14 protein-coding genes are annotated in these 16,428 nt (G+C 46.4%); all 14 read right to left on the bottom strand.

What is annotated here, in order from left to right; genetic code table 11:
* Positions 1 to 98: 98 nt before the first annotated feature.
* A complete protein-coding gene (locus tag ABDK00_RS07925; RefSeq protein WP_346238589.1) occupies positions 99 to 959 on the bottom strand; it encodes a sugar phosphate isomerase/epimerase family protein in 861 nt (286 codons plus the stop codon).
* Positions 960 to 979: 20 nt separating this feature from the next.
* Positions 980 to 2,413: an alpha/beta hydrolase family protein gene (locus ABDK00_RS07920; RefSeq protein ID WP_346238590.1), complete on the bottom strand. Its 1,434-nt coding sequence runs from the start codon at positions 2,411 to 2,413 to the stop codon at positions 980 to 982.
* The gene (locus ABDK00_RS07915; RefSeq protein ID WP_346238591.1) at positions 2,400 to 3,947 is read right to left on the bottom strand and encodes a sodium:solute symporter; all 1,548 of its coding nucleotides are present in this window, start codon (positions 3,945 to 3,947) and stop codon (positions 2,400 to 2,402) included. Before ABDK00_RS07915 ends, ABDK00_RS07920 begins: the two co-directional genes overlap by 14 nt.
* A 119-nt stretch (positions 3,948 to 4,066) precedes the next feature.
* Positions 4,067 to 5,182: a four-carbon acid sugar kinase family protein gene (locus tag ABDK00_RS07910; protein WP_346238592.1), complete on the bottom strand. Its 1,116-nt coding sequence runs from the start codon at positions 5,180 to 5,182 to the stop codon at positions 4,067 to 4,069.
* A 22-nt stretch (positions 5,183 to 5,204) separates the two neighbouring features.
* Complete coding sequence (pdxA, locus tag ABDK00_RS07905; protein WP_346238593.1) at positions 5,205 to 6,233, bottom strand: 4-hydroxythreonine-4-phosphate dehydrogenase PdxA; 1,029 nt, start codon at positions 6,231 to 6,233, stop codon at positions 5,205 to 5,207.
* Between the two features lies 1 nt (position 6,234).
* Positions 6,235 to 7,140: a dihydrodipicolinate synthase family protein gene (locus ABDK00_RS07900; RefSeq protein ID WP_346238594.1), complete on the bottom strand. Its 906-nt coding sequence runs from the start codon at positions 7,138 to 7,140 to the stop codon at positions 6,235 to 6,237.
* Positions 7,141 to 7,184: 44 nt separating this feature from the next.
* The gene (locus tag ABDK00_RS07895) at positions 7,185 to 8,342 is read right to left on the bottom strand and encodes an iron-containing alcohol dehydrogenase (protein WP_346238595.1); all 1,158 of its coding nucleotides are present in this window, start codon (positions 8,340 to 8,342) and stop codon (positions 7,185 to 7,187) included.
* Between the two features lie 34 nt (positions 8,343 to 8,376).
* Positions 8,377 to 9,333: a dihydrodipicolinate synthase family protein gene (locus ABDK00_RS07890; protein ID WP_346238596.1), complete on the bottom strand. Its 957-nt coding sequence runs from the start codon at positions 9,331 to 9,333 to the stop codon at positions 8,377 to 8,379.
* Positions 9,334 to 9,496: 163 nt separating this feature from the next.
* The gene (locus ABDK00_RS07885; protein ID WP_346238597.1) at positions 9,497 to 11,677 is read right to left on the bottom strand and encodes a TonB-dependent receptor; all 2,181 of its coding nucleotides are present in this window, start codon (positions 11,675 to 11,677) and stop codon (positions 9,497 to 9,499) included.
* A gap of 119 nt (positions 11,678 to 11,796) precedes the next feature.
* Positions 11,797 to 12,105, bottom strand: coding sequence for a hypothetical protein (locus ABDK00_RS07880; RefSeq protein WP_346238598.1), 309 nt, complete (start codon positions 12,103 to 12,105; stop codon positions 11,797 to 11,799).
* Positions 12,106 to 12,175: 70 nt separating this feature from the next.
* Positions 12,176 to 13,015: a fumarylacetoacetate hydrolase family protein gene (locus ABDK00_RS07875; RefSeq protein WP_346238599.1), complete on the bottom strand. Its 840-nt coding sequence runs from the start codon at positions 13,013 to 13,015 to the stop codon at positions 12,176 to 12,178.
* A gap of 7 nt (positions 13,016 to 13,022) precedes the next feature.
* Entirely contained in the window at positions 13,023 to 14,576 is a 1,554-nt protein-coding gene (locus ABDK00_RS07870; RefSeq protein ID WP_346238600.1) for a sodium:solute symporter, read from the bottom strand.
* A 69-nt stretch (positions 14,577 to 14,645) separates the two neighbouring features.
* Positions 14,646 to 15,770, bottom strand: a complete 1,125-nt coding sequence (locus tag ABDK00_RS07865) for a sialidase family protein (RefSeq protein ID WP_346238601.1) — start codon at positions 15,768 to 15,770, stop codon at positions 14,646 to 14,648.
* 9 nt (positions 15,771 to 15,779) lie between these two features.
* Positions 15,780 to 16,427 (bottom strand): DUF3826 domain-containing protein, encoded by a 648-nt coding sequence (locus tag ABDK00_RS07860; RefSeq protein WP_346238602.1) that lies wholly within the window; start codon positions 16,425 to 16,427, stop codon positions 15,780 to 15,782.
* Position 16,428: the final 1 nt, after the last annotated feature.

Below are 16,428 nucleotides of genomic sequence, written 5' to 3'. Positions count from 1 at the left end.
AAATCGTATTCAGGCAAAAGTAAGTTATATATAAACCTGCAAGTTTACGAAACAAAACATTTTTTCTTGTCCTGTTCTGTCTGCCGCCTCCCTGCCTGCTATTGAAAAAACTTTTTCAGATAGGCGACATTGGCGGCATAATTATAGCGCACATTCGTAGGCTGCTTTGCATCGCGGCTGCGTTCTACCACCAGCCAGCCACGCCAGTTCATCCGGTCGAGGATTTTTTTTACTCTATACAGATCGATCTCTGGATCGTTTTCCAACCACAGGCTATCCTTGTTGGTGGCATGTATCATCGCTATATTATCGCGTCCCAGCCTTTTCATTTCTTTGTACAAATTACGGCCGGCCTTTAACGGATTGGAAAAATTAAAATAGATTTTGATCGCCGGCGATTGGATATCTTTTAAAAGGCGTTTCTCCCCTTTTGCCGATAATGAGGTTTCTATTGCAATTACGACTCCGGCTGCTTCAGCCATTTTACCAGCTACTTTCAAACGACTGACGACCGAATCGCGTATCGACCCATTTTGCGTCAAATCACATGCAATGCCCATGGGTAAAAATGCGATTTTGATGCCCATGAGTTGCATCGTTTTAATACAGTCTTCAACAGTTCGCAAATAAGTTTCCCTGCCGCAGAAAGATTGGGAATAATACCCCGTCATCGCCAGCGAAAAAAGCTCGATGCCTTTTTCCTTTGCCGTTTCCAAATACTGCTGCCTGATCGAGTCCGTCAGCAATTTATTATCAAAAGTGGGGCGGTTTCCGAGGCCGCCCATGTCCACTTCCAGCCCATCGGCGTTAAGTTCTTTTGCAAGTGGAATGGCGCTCAGCTTTTGCCTTTTCAACAGCATCAGATCAATCAAACCAATCTTGTATCTTTCCTTTTGCGCTGCAGCCGTCAAACATAGCAGCATAGCCACCAAACTAATAATACCTGTCTTTTTTATCATCCTTTTCAATTATATTTTTTTTATTGAATAGCTGCTGCGAATACTTTTTCAAGCTGCTCAAAGCCTTTCACGGCGTGAGCCGGCAACCGCTCTCCTTTATCCCCAAAAACATACATATCGCTCATCTTTTCAATCGTGATTGACGATTCATCAATCATCCCGTTTTTTTCAATGGCAGCCAAATTAAGGTTGAGATATTTGGCCATAAATCGATAAACGGCCGTCCTCTTATTGATTCCAAAATCGTGCTTTTCAGCGGGTAAATGCACATTTTCAACATTTCCTCTTTTGCCGTACCAGCTATACATTTTTTGCAGGTAGGGGAAATCATGCTCGGGCATCCGATCCGTCCAATCTCCCCCGTCCGAAACTAACAGTTGCGGGTTGGGCGCGGCCATCGCCGCCAGTTCCAGGTTGTCTGTGCCACCGCCGCACAAAAAAACAGGCATACCGCTTTCGCAGGGGCAGCCGCCATACATGTAAGAAGAAACAGAAACTACAGGAGCAGAAACCTTGATCCGATCGTCGATCGCCGTCATGAGTACCGTGTGGCTGCCACCGCCCGAACCTCCCGTAATGCCCACGCGCGTTGTGTCGGCTTCGTTCAACGCAAGCAGGTAATCCAGGATCCTGATGGCGCCCAGGGTTTGGATGGTCTGAGACAAGCTCTTGCGATGGTCCTCATACTTAAACTGTAGCCCCGATTCGCCCCATCCAAAAAGATCATAACTAATCGTGAGCGCGCCCATTTTGGCTAACGCCGCGCAACGAATCTGACAATCCTCCCGAAAACGGTGATCCTGCCAATGCCCGTCCGGATTAAGAATCACAGGAATTTTGCCTTTAAACTTAGCCGGGCGGTAAATGGAGCCATTTACCCAAACGCCCTTCAAAATTTCAATGGCAATATTTTCGACGGTGTAGCCGTCATGCTTTCTTTTTTTAGTAATGATAGGTTTGCTGAGAGGATAAGCCGGAAGTTTCGAAAGCTGCAAAGCATTCATAATGCAAGGCCGCAGCATCTCTTTTCTGGCCTCCCACTCGGAAAGGTTTTTATACTGAGCTGCGATACGATCAAGCTCTGCCCAGCCCTCTGCCACGGGCCACCGATAATATTCAAATTCGCTGACCTTATATTTTTTCTCATTTCCATCTGACTTTACTTTCAAATCGAAAGGGGCCAACACATTGCGGAGCGTTTCATCTACATCCGGCCGGTAGCGCCACTTTGCATATTTTAACACTTTTCCTTCAACGAGTTTTTTATCGGCGCGGATGGTGACGCCATAATGCTGTTCAATGTCTTTTAACACCTGATCGAGCGGCTGCGCGTAGGCATTATCACTGTTCATTTGTGCTTTCGCCGAGCTGATGGCTGCCACCAGCCAAAAGGCCAAAAGACACATCCGCCTTAGCGGCCTTATATTCATCACTATTTTTTTAAGATGCAACATGTCTGTTCTTTTTCCAGTTACTGAATAATAAATTGGGCTCCACAACCGGTTTGGGAAAAAACAGGCTGGCCAGGTAGCCGACGATGATCACCACAAAATGGCTGTAAACGCCCAACATCAATTTATCGTGTGTAAAATTATAAGTTCCCAAATCGAGCAAAAGCTGCGGATTTTTGAGGCCAATTGGCGTTGACGTGAGAAAGGCATAAGATGTAAATAGAATACAGGCGACAATGCCAATATTTACGCCCTGCCTGTTGGCGCGCTTACTGAATAAACCCAGGAGAAACACGCCTACAATGCCGCCCGAAAAAATGGCATACACGGTAAAAATAATTCCCAACACGCCTTCGTCTCCTGACAAAATATAAAGCGCGCCAATGCCAATGGCCAGCAACCCCGAGATAACCACAAACAACTTGCTGGCCACCAGATACTGCTTGTCGGACTTGCCGGGCGCCATCTTTTTATAATAATCTTCAACGCCTACCGCTGCTAAGGAATTTAAATCAGCGCTCAGACTGCAAATAGCCGCTGAGAGCAATGCCGCAATAATAAAACCGATCAATCCTGTCGGCAGTTGCGTCATGATAAAATGAGGAAAAGCAGCTTCTGCTTTCATGCCATCTGGCGCTCCGTTCTGCTTATAATACACGAACAGCGCCGTACCGATCAGCATAAACATGGTCCAGATAGGAACCGTGAGCGAGATACCGAGAAAGGACGCCTTGATGGCATCTTTATCCGACTTGGCAGTGAGATAACGCTGCACGACCGTTTGGTCGGTGGCATATTTTTGAACCGCGTAAAAAGCGCCGTTGATCACCATGACAATTAAAGTCAATTGTTTAAAATCAAAATCGTAAGGGCCAAATCCCGTACGGTTATTTTCGGTTGCAATCCTTATCGCTTCCGGAATGCCGCCCTTGATGGAAGACAATATAACGGTTAAACAAACAATGCCGCTAAAGAACAACATGAAGCCCTGGAATACATCCAGCCAGATGACCGCCTGGATACCGCCCTTTAGATTCACAATGATCAAAATGAAACCTACCACGGCCAACACAACAAACGGATTGACATCGACCATTTCCCGGATGGCAATGGCCACAAGAAACAAAACCGTTCCCATACCGGCAAACTGCCGAATGACAAAAGACAGCGAACTATAATAACGGGCGAAGTTGCCGAATCGCTTCTCGAAATACTCGTAGGTGCTCAACCCTATCGATTTCCTGAAAAGCGGAACGATAAACCAAATGCAGCCCAGCAGTACCACCGGCACCATCAGCCCCTGCACCAATAATATCCAATTGCTCGCATAGCCTTGCGCAGGATATCCCAAAAAGGTAACACTGCTGATCAGCGTGGCCAGCAAAGACAGGCCCAGCGCCCATGAAGGAATATTTCCTTTCGAGAGAAAAAAGTTTTGCGTGGAAGTTTGCTTTTTGGAAAACCTGAAACCCAGGAAAATGGTAACGCCCAAAACCAAAGCAATAATGGCAAAATCAATAAAATGCAATCGGCTCATATATTTTTGTTTTTAACCAGCGATCAATATGAATCACCGGTATTGCTACGCTCAGTTCATCGGCAGTGCTCGTGGCATCCTGCCATGCGGCGTTTAAAATCCCTTAAAGAACAGAACGCTTACAACTGATAAAACTCCATTAGCGCATCCGGAAGCTGATAACTACCGGGCTTTACGGTAACCATCAACTCGCCGGCTTTCATGCGCACCACACCGCGCCCCCATTCATACACTGCCTCGAAGCAGGTTTGACCCAATGCTTCAAACAGAGCAGCAGCTGTGGCGCCCCCTTCAATCAAAAGTTCTTTTACGGCCCAATTTTCAAGAGCCCTTTTCATCCAACCAGCCATTAGCCGCCGCAGCGCAGCTGCATCAAACAAGGTTGTATCTATGTTATCGTCGAAGGCAATAATCAAACGCTGTCGGGATTCGAGCATGCCTGAGGCACGATCGAACCAGTTACTGAAATCATCCCGCTGCAGCATATTTGCTGTTATCAAAGCAGCAGCGCCCGCAACAGTCCTTTGCATGCGATCGCGGCTTTGTTGATAAGTCGTTCCACTAATATAAATATGCGGCTTTTGTAACCGCGGTTTATCCTGATTCTGTTTTTTCTTAAACCGCTGGTTGAGCAACGCTTCAAAAAAATCTCCCGAACCCGCAGGCAAGCAGCGATCAGGCATATTAGCCGCCCAACGCTCCACATCTCCGAAGGAATTTGTTTCTCCAATATTTAGACCATCCTTTAAATCATCAGCAGCACGCAAAACAGCCGCCTCCGGGCGTTGAATAATTTCACGGACTTCCGAACTACGGATCGCAAACTCAGGATCTTTCGCAAACCCTGTGTTTGATAAAGCGATGCCGTCGACAAAATACTGCCCGTTTACAATCGTCCTCCCCATCGATGGGTTCGCCGGCAACAGCAACGCCTTTTTTAAACCCAGCACCTCAAGCTGCGCCTCCACTTCAGCAGCCACATGGCCTCTCAGCACAGAATCTATTTTTTTATAAACAAACGCCGGACCGAGCGCGCGCGCCGCCAGTGTGATTTCTTTCATTGTTGCCACCGCCTGTTCTTTTGGCATCGAACGGGTTTCGGCAGAAAGGATCAATACGTCTGCATCAGAAGCCACCAGTTTATTAAGACATAAAGCAACCTGCAAACCATAGCCCAGGCTGATTCCCGCCATTTCGGCGGCCCCGGTAAAATCATCTGCAATTACAATAATCATATCTATGGCTGAAGCAAGGGTGCTATTTATTTTGACTTAATTGAACCGCACTTTCGATCGCCAATATCATGGCATCGGGACTTGCTACGCCTTTGCCCGCAATTTCAAAAGCAGTTCCATGATCTACAGAAGTCCTGATGATCGGCAACCCCAGTGTGATATTGACGCCTTTGACACTTTCCATTTGTTGCCTGGCCGCATCCCATTTGAAACCGGCTAATTTAAAAGGGATATGCCCCTGGTCATGATACATGGCTACGACGCCGCCATAGGCGCCCATAGCGGCTTTGGCAAACATAGTATCCGGCGGAACGGGCCCTTCAACATCGAATCCGCGATTACGTGCTTCTTCCACCGCTGGCAAAATTTCTTCATCGTCTTCTGTGCCAAACAAACCGCTATCGCCCGCGTGAGGGTTTAAACCTGCTACGCCGATCTTCAAATCCGTTTTGCCCAATCTCGTCAAGCCTTTGTGTAGTAATTCAATAACTTCAAGTATGCGATCTTTCTTTACCAGATCGCAGGCCTGCCGCAATGAAACATGGGTGCTTACATGGATCACATTGATCTGCTCTTCGACCAAGAGCATCGCGTATTTTTTCGTGCCGGTATAATGTGCATAAATTTCTGTGTGGCCTGCAAAATGATGTCCGGCTTCATTGATTGACTTTTTATTGATCGGCCCGGTGACCGTGGCGTCGACTGCGCCATCCAGCGCCAGCTGAATTACTTTTTCTACCGAGCGAAAGCTGGCTTCGCCACACATGGCGTTTATTTTTCCATATTCCAGTTTAGAAATATCGGTATGCTGCAAATCGATCACATCAATCGTTCCATACGTGAAAGTTGCATCGGCCGGTTTTTGAATCCGGTTGATTTTTACATCCAACCCTATTTCAGCAATAATTTTTTCAAAAACATCTGCATCGCCCGCTATCAGCGGTTTGCAAATTTCGTATATCCTTTTTTCTTTAAGCGCTTTTACAGCGATTTCAGGCCCGATGCTGGCGGGGTCTCCCATCGTAATCGCTATGATTGGCAACGTATTCATTTTATCCAAGTTTACTTTCTTTTAAAGATTGCATCAATGCTTCTTCCTGCTCTTTTCCCTGCGCCTGCAGCGGCGGCATTACCACCGGTTCGCACAGCCCGCGCTCTTTCATTAATACTTTCAACGCCCAAAGGCTTTCGCCCAGCGTGCGGCCTGACTGATACAAGCTGCCGCCCAGGTCGCTCTGCGCCTGGATTTCATAGGCCAAAGCTTTATCTCCCGCGGCAACAGCGCCGAGCATTTTTTCATAAATGGCGGGCAACAAATTTCCCGTGCTCGGAATGAGCCCATCGCTCCCGCCCAAAAGCGCATCCGCCGACTTCGCGGCCCAACCCAGAAAATGACCAAAATCTTTCCTGTCTTTCCATAAAGCTAAAGACTGCGCCAACCTTTCTTCGCTGCGCTCCGAATCTTTGGTAGCCATTATATTAGGGTGATGGCTAAGCTCGTCGATAAGATTTATGGGAATACTCATATGCGTTGTAGCAGGAATATTGTAAATAATCAACGGAATTGAAATATTTTCAGCCAGTTGCTCAAAGTATTGCCTCATCTGGGTTTCAGACAACGCATAATAAGATGGCAACGTAGCAGCTACCGCATCGACACCATGATCGCCGCAGAAATTTGCAAAATCGATCGACTCCGAAACGACATTAGACGAAATGCCGGCATACAATACAGTATTGCTTTTCTTAGCATGGGCAGCAGCTTTTACATAATCTTTTTTCTGCTGCAGTGAAAGAGAGGCCGACTCGCCCGTGGTTCCTAAAATAAATGGCGAAGCCTGATGTTGATAAAAATGATCGAAGATTTTTTCAACAGCTGCCGTGTCAATTGCAAAATCAGGCGTCAACGGCGTTACCGCCGGAATAATAATGCCTTTATATTTTTTTTCAGCATGCATTCTAATTCATTTAAATCTGCTTAGAGATAAGGTAGGTGATCCCTTTACAACATGGCTTTTTTATAAATAGATATAGCGTCCGCTTCTGCAACGGGCCTGGGATTATTCTTTAGAAGCCGCTGCACTTTCATTGCGTTTGCGGCCATTTCCGGAATAGCGGCTTCTGTCACTTTTACCTCTTTCAAAGATTGCGGAATGCCGCAGGCTTTATTCAATTTCCTGATGCACTCAACGCCTTGCAAAGCCGTAGCCAGGTCATCTGCCTGGCGGCTACAACCCAGCGCTATTGCTACCTCGGCGTATTTTTTTGGCGCAGCCGGAATATTAAATTCCATAATATATGGCAGTAACAACGCGTTGGACAAGCCGTGCGCGAGGTGAAACATACTTCCCAAAGGATAGGATAAAGCATGTACTGCGGCCGTGTTTACGGGGCCGAGGCAAAAACCTCCTAAAAGGCTCCCCATGGCCACTTTTTCTCTCGCTTCCCTGTTTGCGCCGTCATGGACAGCTGTTTCAATGTGAGCAGCAATCAGCCTCATTCCCTCATAAGCCATCATATCAATAAAAGGTTGGGCAAACTTATTCGTATAAGCTTCCATACAATGCGTTAGGGCGTCCATGCCGGTTGCGGCAGTAATAGCGGGCGGTACAGAAACCGTCAGCAGCGGGTCTACATATACGATATCGGGCAGCAGAAAAGGGCTAATGATTCCTTTTTTCTGGTTATCGGCATCGTCGACCAGGATCGCATTTGGAGAAACTTCGCTCCCTGTGCCCGAGGTAGCCGGCACACAGATCAGCTTTTTGGCGCGTTGCTTCAACAATCCAATTCCCACATAATCGCGCAACTGCTGCTGATTATCAAGTTGCGCAGCCACCAGTTTTGCCACATCCAAAACGCTGCCACCGCCAATACCCACGACCACGTCGGGATTGAATGGCGCAACGCGTTCCATTAACTTTCCAAAATCATTGAACCCCGGCTCCTGCACGATACTTGTATCAGTCTGTACTTCGATTCCTTCAGCAGTCAATTGTTGAACAAAACCGCTGATATGCTGCGCTAACGGAGCTATCGTAGCGATAAAAACTTTCTTTGCGGAAAGCGATGTTATTTCCGCTGCAAGCTGATCGATACATCCGTTGGCAAACACCAATTTTCCCGGGAAAAAAATCTTAAAATTATTTTCGATTTCCAATAGTTTTTAAAGGTTTTTAATATTACAATAAGAATTAAACCAGGCTTTTAGCAGCGACCGGCTCGATGCCCAGGCGGTCGCACCAAACGAGAAACCGGTCGTAGAGCGCATCGACTTCCTTCTTTTGATCGGGCGTCAGATGTAACGCATAAGCCCTGCTAATCGTTCTCACAGGAAGCCCTCGTTTCTGCAAAAAATATTTGGCGCTCATCGGATAAGCCACATGAATCATCGGATCGACAGCGGTAAGCTGCTCCTGCAGCCAGGCTACGGCGCCCTGCTTATCCGGATTGTTGACGTTCGCTATCATCCATGCCATTATCTCGGGATAAAAGTTTCCTGAAATAGAAGACATACCCACGGCACCATGCCGCATACTAAACATCGCATTGGGTGTGTGGGCATCATAAAATTCAAGGCGGTTGGGCACTTCTTTCAAGATATCCAACTTGGCCAGCACATTTTCATGTGTGATCGAAGTGTCTTTGTGATAGATGAGGCGGTCGGCCTGAAGTAATTGCCGGAAAACATCCGGGCTTATAATACGCTTATAGGGCGCCGGGCATTCGTACATGCCTAATGGAATATTTCCCGTGAGTGCGAACATCTTTTCAAAGTTGCGCAACAACACGTCATCACCTTCTTCAATTTTAGCAAAATGGCCCGTTATTAAAATAACGGCATCTACGCCAGTGTCATAAATTTTCCTGGTAAAAATTGCTTTATCTTCTAAAGTAAGGCCAAAAGAACCTGTGGCCACAATCGGCACACGCCCTTTCACATAGGAAACGATGTGTTGGGTCAGTTGCAACCTTTCTTCCTCACTGATGCTAAACATTTCACTGCTGAGGCAGTTGGCAAAAATACCCTTAACGCCCGCCTGCAGGTAAAAATCAATCAGGGTATTAACGGCGCTATAATCGATATTGGCTTTGAGATCAAATGGCGTGATCATCACGGGAACAAATTTTCCAGCAATCGTCTGCATCATTTTTTGCTATAAAATTGCCATTTTTTAATGCCAAATCGATGTAGGAAAAAATTATTGTGATGGATTATTTTGCTAAACGCCCCGGCCGCCACCGCCTGCCAGAAGCGGTCAAAAAAACATGCGTAGCTAAATAATCATTGCTACGCATGTTGTGGTACAAAATTTAAATCTTTATTTTAACACCTCCATTAACGACGCGACCTTCCATATGGTTCCATATATCATCAAAAGCAGGAGCTTGCAAGGGGCCGCTCACAACTGGTTTATAATTGCTTTGCCGCTCATCCGTAAAGTTTTCAAAATTCACAAAAAGGGAAAACCTGCCAAAAGTTTTCTGCGCCATAAAACCAAATTCCCAAAAGGATGGCGTCTTCGTTCCGTTATACAGATATTGCGTACCGGTATGGTAACCTTCCAGGCCCAGCTTAAAGTTGTCTTCCTTTTCATACATCAACACGGTGTTTAATTTATGTTTGGGCATCAGCGGCAACACTTGATTTTGCTGCAGATAAGTCGCCCGTGCGTCCGTAAAAGTATAACCTAAAAACAACTTCAGATCCTCTTTAAAAATAAACCTGAGATTGGTTTCAAACCCTTGAGTCACCACCGGTTGGCCTGCATTAACAAACGAAAAAGATGTCTCGGAAATCTGCTCCAATACCAATGGTTTATTAATATGGGTCATGAAAAACATTTGGTTCAGGCTCAACGAAAAAGCCCCTCCTATGTTTGTCCGGTAGCTAATATCCGCCGTTCCGCCCACACTTTTTTCTGCCGTCACATTTTCTAGCGCAGCTATATTGCGGTATTGCATCCCCTCAGTGCGTTCTGTAAAAAGCGTTGGCGTTTTATATCCGTAGCCGCCGCCAATACGGGAGCTTAGTTGGCCTGACCATTTGAATAGCGCAGACACACGCGGGAGAGCAAAAGTTTGCGCTTTCTTAAAATTATTATTGCGATAATTTACATGGTCCACGCGCAGCCCGGTTTCCAACTTAACGAGCTCGCTCAAATCCCAGGTATCCTGAAAATACAAACCCGCTGTTGCCGAACGGTTATCGAACATAGCGGACATTTCCTGTTCAAACTGATCGTAGATAAAATTGGCGCCGCCAATCATCGTATGGTTGGCCAGGTAGCGCAAATAGGACATATCTGTAAAGCTGTTGATATTCTTACCCATAAACTGATATCCGGGCATGGTCAGATCGCGATTAAAAATGGTAACACTTTGCTTTAGCCGGAAATTGCTCTTGTTTAAAAACTGCTTTGACAATTCCAATGTACTCGTATTCCTGAATGTTTCGTTTTTTTCATAATAAACATGCCCGTCCCGATCGTCACCACTAATGACGTGCATGTCGCCACCCGTATTTTTGCTGACGGTCAGGCTATTTCCGATGGTAATCAGCGTCGTTTCATCCGGATAAAAAAACAAGCGCGGGTTGATCGTGAAATTATTATTGCGCGGCAGGTCAGAAAAGTCATCCCCATCGACATCGTAAGCTTTTTGCAGATTTAATAAACCCAGAACGGCATAGCCCATCTTTTGTCCACGCCCGGAAAAATAACCCCCGATATTGGACTGGCCGATATTAGACTGGTTCAGCATAATATCACCTTCGAATTTTTCATCCGGTGTCCGACTTATAAAATTTACGACGCCCGCAATCGCACCACCGCCATACAAGGTAGACGCCGGGCCTTTAATCACTTCTACCTGCTTCAGATCCAGCGGCGGAATTTCTAAAATACTCAAGCCGCTCGCAAAATTGCCAAAATTGGCATAACCATCTTTCAATAACTGCGTATACCGACCGTCGAGCCCCTGGATACGCAGGCTTGCGTTGCCGCTTGTTGCCGAAGTTTGTTGCACCTGTATGCCGGTACTTTCGTGTAGCAACATTGACACATTCGCCGGACGCATATTGTTCTTTTCTTCCAGTTCTTCGCCATCGATAATCTCAACGCGGGTAGGCGTATTAGAAATCGTGCGGCTGGTACGTGTACTCTGCACAATAACTTCTTCCATCGCTTCTTCTTCAGGTTCTAGATAAACTTCAATCGGCTGGCCGTTCTCTAAAGGAAAGCGGATGGTGTCGGTTTTTGTGATGAATCCTACATGGCTCCAGGTGACAGCAAAGGCGCCGCTGGAAATATTCCCGATCTGTGCGCGCCCCTGCGCATCCGTGATGGCCTGACCAAAGGTGGAGACAGTAACCGTTACGCCTTTTAAGAATTTTTGATCGGGTTCGCTTTTGACGATGGTTGTAAATTGATGCTGCGCATAGACTAACCGACCGCTGATTAGGGTCAGCAACACTAATAATAATTTCTTTATCATTTTATTGAAAAAAATAGGTTGATCTAATCGCCGTGCATAATAAACCACGGCCATTGGATCTAAAAAAGATTCAAAACGGGGTTGAACTTTTGTCCAACAGCTAACAAGGGATCAGGAAATTATTTCGGCGGCTGCCAGATATTACCGCGGCAATCAGCGGGTAACAACCTGTTTCTATAAAATGGAAATGATTGGCGGTTGAATATATTTTCGGTATTGGATAATTTCTGAAGGCTGAATTCATTAACAACAAGATGAAAACAACAAGAGCAATCGCAAAGCGGGCTGCAATCCTCGTCCCCTTCTGGCTCATCATCCGCGCAGGCCACACCGGCGGCAACCTCATCGCTACACGATGAAACGCCCGCCCAGCCTGCGACAGGCATCAGGAACATGTAAAGCGTAAAGAGGTAAATCAAAAATTTCACGCCGCAAAACTAATGCCCGTCATCCGCTTCGCAAAAAAACAGCGGCATTATCTTGATTTTAACGGCTTTTTCAGGCTACGGTGTTTTGAAGGGTACCAATTCCGTCGATGGAGATTGCAATCGCATCGCCACTGTTTAATGTAAAATCTTCGTCGGGTACCAAACAAGTGCCGGTCATCAGGAAAGCGCCCTGCGGAAAGCTATATTCGCGGTATAAAAAATCAACCAATTCTGCATGCTTTCTTTTCATTTGATTAATGGAAGTGGAAGCGGCATACACGACTTTTTCATTGCGGCGTATTTCGATGGAGATGCCTGTCGCAGGATCAATATCCTCCTCTTCTCTAACCAGGACACAAGGCCCGATCGCGGCGCTGCCGTCATAAACCTTCGCCTGCGGAAGATAGAGCGGGTTTTCACCCTCAATGCTGCGGCTGCTCATATCATTTCCAATGGTGTATCCGACAATAGAGCCGGAGGCATTCACAACCAGCACCAGCTCCGGCTCTGGCACGTTCCAGCTGCTGTCTTTTCTTATACGCACTTTACCGCCCGACGGAATCACGCGATGTGCATTCGCTTTAAAAAACAACTCAGGGCGTTCCGCATCATACACTTTATCATAAAAAGTTGCCCCGCCACTTTCCTCACTTTCCTCCATGCGCGCCAGCTTGCTGCGCAGATAGGTAACACCGGCGGCCCACACTTCCTGGCTGCCCATTGGAACACCAACCTCTTGGCTATTGATAGTTTCCAGATCAGCGACCGGCTTGAGCATCTGAATTTTATTCAGCAGAAATGAAAATAACATTGGCTGATTGAGCAATTCATCCCATGTTATATCATCAATCGTATAAAAGGATTCTTTATGAGCAACTGCTATTGTCTTATTTAAATTAAAAATTTTCATTTTTCAGTTATTTTTTTCGCGTAAGAAAGGTAATAAAAACACCGGTTAAAAATATAGTCAAAGTGCCCACAACGATAACCATATTGATATGCAGGGCAGATCTGAAAGCGCTGTAGGCATCCGGGAGGCGCGGCGAGAAAGTGAGCCATAAGATGACCATAATTCCGACTATGACTGCTATAATGGCCTGTTTATTTTTAGTATTTCGGCTCATGATGCCTAACAAAAACAGCCCCAGCATGCCTCCGGCAAAAATACCCGATAGCTGCCACCAGATGTCCAGTACACTTTTGATACCCAGCATCGCCAGGCCTGTACCGAGGCCAATTAAGCCAAAAATTATCGTCGCTAGGTAAAGTATCCTCAATTCGCTTTTTCCTTCGAGATCAGGTTTGAAATAGCGTTGATAAATGTCTTTTGTAAAAACAGTAGCGCAGGCGTTCATCCCCGAGCTAATGGTACTCATACCGGCCGATAACACTGCGGCGATAATCAGCCCAAGAAATACTTTCGGGATCTTATATACCATGAAATGCGGCATCACTTTATCACCATAATCGGCAGGCTGTAGGGTTGCGGCCAATTCGTTGACCTGCTGTGCTGACGCGCCCAGCCCCAGCCTTTCGGTTGCAACCGCTTGTTTCAATCCTTCTGTTAGTTCGGGGTTTAACTGGTAGTAAGAAAATAACGCGGAACCGATGATAAAAAATAAAAGCGACGCCGGCACATACATTGCCACGCAAAGCCAGATGGACTTTTTAGCCTGTGCTGTGTCCATAGCGGTATGGTATCGCTGCACATAGTTCTGGTCCATGCCGAAATTATTCAGGTTGATAAAAAAACCGTAGAGCAACACGACCCAAAAACCCGATTGTGTAAAATCCGGTTTCATAGTGCCCAGGCTGAACTTGTCGGCAGCTTTGCCTATCTCATACGCTTTTTCAATACCGCCTGGAATTTCGCGAAGTACCAGATATAAAATCAAAAGCGCGCCGAGTGTTTTTAAAATGCCCTGAACAACTTCCGTCCAGATGACGGCCTCCATTCCCCCCATAACGGTATAGACAATAATGCAGATGCCCATAATGATCATGATGGAGGCCATGGAAAACCCCAGCAGCGCCTGTAAGCTCAGCGCCATCCCGAAAAAAACAGAACCCATTCTTGCAAATTGGGTAAGCACAAAACAAACCACTGCGTAGGTTCGGGCCCAGGGGCCAAAGCGGTGTTCAAGATGGGTGTAAGCCGAAACGGCGCCCGTGCGGCGATAAAAAGGCACGAAATATTTTGCGGCGAAGATAGCAGCCAGCGGCATGGAAATACTGAAAACAAACGCATTCCAGTTTGACCCAAAGGCTTTACCCGGAACGCCGAGAAAAGTATTGCTGCTTAGAAAAGTGGCATAGATAGACAGACCGATGGCCCAGCCGGGGATACGGCCGGAAGCCTTCGTGAACTGCTCCGCATTTTTGTTTTTTTTCGAAAAATAGAATCCTATCCAAACCATACCTATCAGGTATAGCACAATGATGGCTAAATCGATTACCGGAATATTTTTCACATCTTCGTTTTATATGACAAGCAATGATTGCGGCCGGCGCTTTGCCGGCCACAAACTTTACAACAGCATTTAATCGTCTGTTACAACACCTTTTTTAGCAATCACTTTTCCGGGCCAGCGCCTGTTTTTAATTTTCGTGAGCTTTAAGCGGTCCGGATCAACCTTTACGTATTTGATCTTCTGTCGCCGCCAGGTGTAAACGATATGCACCATCCCATCGCTACTTTGTATGACGGAAGGGTAAGAATACTGGCTAATGGGAGAATCTTCAAGCACCAAAGCGGCGTACCATTTTTTCCCGTTTTTGGAGAGCGCAACATTTAACGGGGTGCGCGGGCCTTTCCCCCTCACCCAACTGCTATCCGGCAACACGTGGTTATAAACCATCAACTGCCTGCCATCTTTTAAAGTCACGGCATCCGTTCCGGAATTATTATTTGGCAGGTCGAGCGCAGACATTTCAGACCAGGTTTGGCCTCCATCGTGGCTCCAGCTTTGAAAAATAAAAGTATTGCGCGTACGCCCCACTGCCTGAAGCGCTCCATTTTTATATTTAAGAATCGACGGTTGTATCGCCAAAATTTCCCGTCCGTCGTTAATAGGCTCCGACTTAGTCCAGGTTTTACCCCAATCTTTTGTGTATTCAAAATGCACCCGCCAGCCGTCCTGCTCCGTGCTTGAAGGGCAAACCAAAACGCCATTAACCAGCTCAGGTTTATTTTTAATGGGGCCTAAATATCCCTCAGGCAGTTTCTCTCGCGCGCTCCAGGTATGTCCGTTATCTTTCGACCGCTTCATCCATCCCGTCCAGCCGGCCACATTGGGCCCGATTTTATAAAATAATAATAATTCGCCGTTGGGCACCTGGTAAAGTACCGGATTATAACAGGCATACCGCAGGGTGTCGTTCAGGACGCCATCGGCCACCATCGCGGGGGGCGTCCATTTTCCATTTTGCAAATGGCTCGTCCAGATACAAACATCCTTATTCCCTTCTTTCGTTCCTCCAAACCAGGCGGCCATTATACCTTCAGGCGTTTCAACTATCGTGGCTGCATGAGATTGCGGAAAAGAAGCAGTATCAAAAATAAACTCGTCTACAACAATACCTTTTTTCCAACGGTCGGTTTGCGCTTCGACGCAAAAAGCAAGACATAACAGGCAAAGGATAAATACATTTTTTTTCAGGCACATAGGGTTGACTTATTTTTTGTTTTGCGCAGCCTTCTCGGCATTTCTTTTATTTACATAATCCTTAAAAAGCTGCCGCCAGTCGCGACCGTTGCTATTTAGGTATTGCTCGCACTTAGTTTTATATATTTCAAAAATGGCGGAGATCTCTTTCATGCTTTTATAGTCGATCGCTATTGATCTTGCCTGCTTTAACTGCTTTAAAATCTCAGTCCGCTCCTCGTCCGTTAAATCGGGTACGATCGCCTCATAACCCTTCATCGTAAAAGCTACTTTCCCGATGGTGTATTGATCAAAGACTGCTTCTACCTGCTCGGGTGATAATTCCGCTGTTAACACCGACATCAAATCCCTTCTTACGGATTCCGGTTTTTGAGAGCAATAAATCACTTCCCAGTCCAATTTGCTCAAAGCATTGCCAGTAGCAGGATTGAGGCCTCCCGGATTTTCATTAACCGCATGAGCGTTATGCCATTCTTTCACTTTTGTGAGATGCTCACCGATGGCGGCTGCTACCCTTTTTTGGCTGGCGTCGTCGTTCAATTTAAGCTCCGCTGCCCATTCCGCAGCTTTTTTTTGTTCCTCGGTCAATTGCTGGGCTTTTAACGAAAGCGAGCTGCACAACAAACTAAAGGCTACCAGGCCTGCTATTTTTTTCATT

Source organism: Niabella insulisoli (assembly GCF_039652435.2).
GTDB classification, from domain to species: domain Bacteria; phylum Bacteroidota; class Bacteroidia; order Chitinophagales; family Chitinophagaceae; genus Niabella; species Niabella insulamsoli.
The sequence above is the reverse complement of the archived record's forward strand: the minus strand, read 5'-3'. Positions and strand labels throughout refer to the sequence as shown.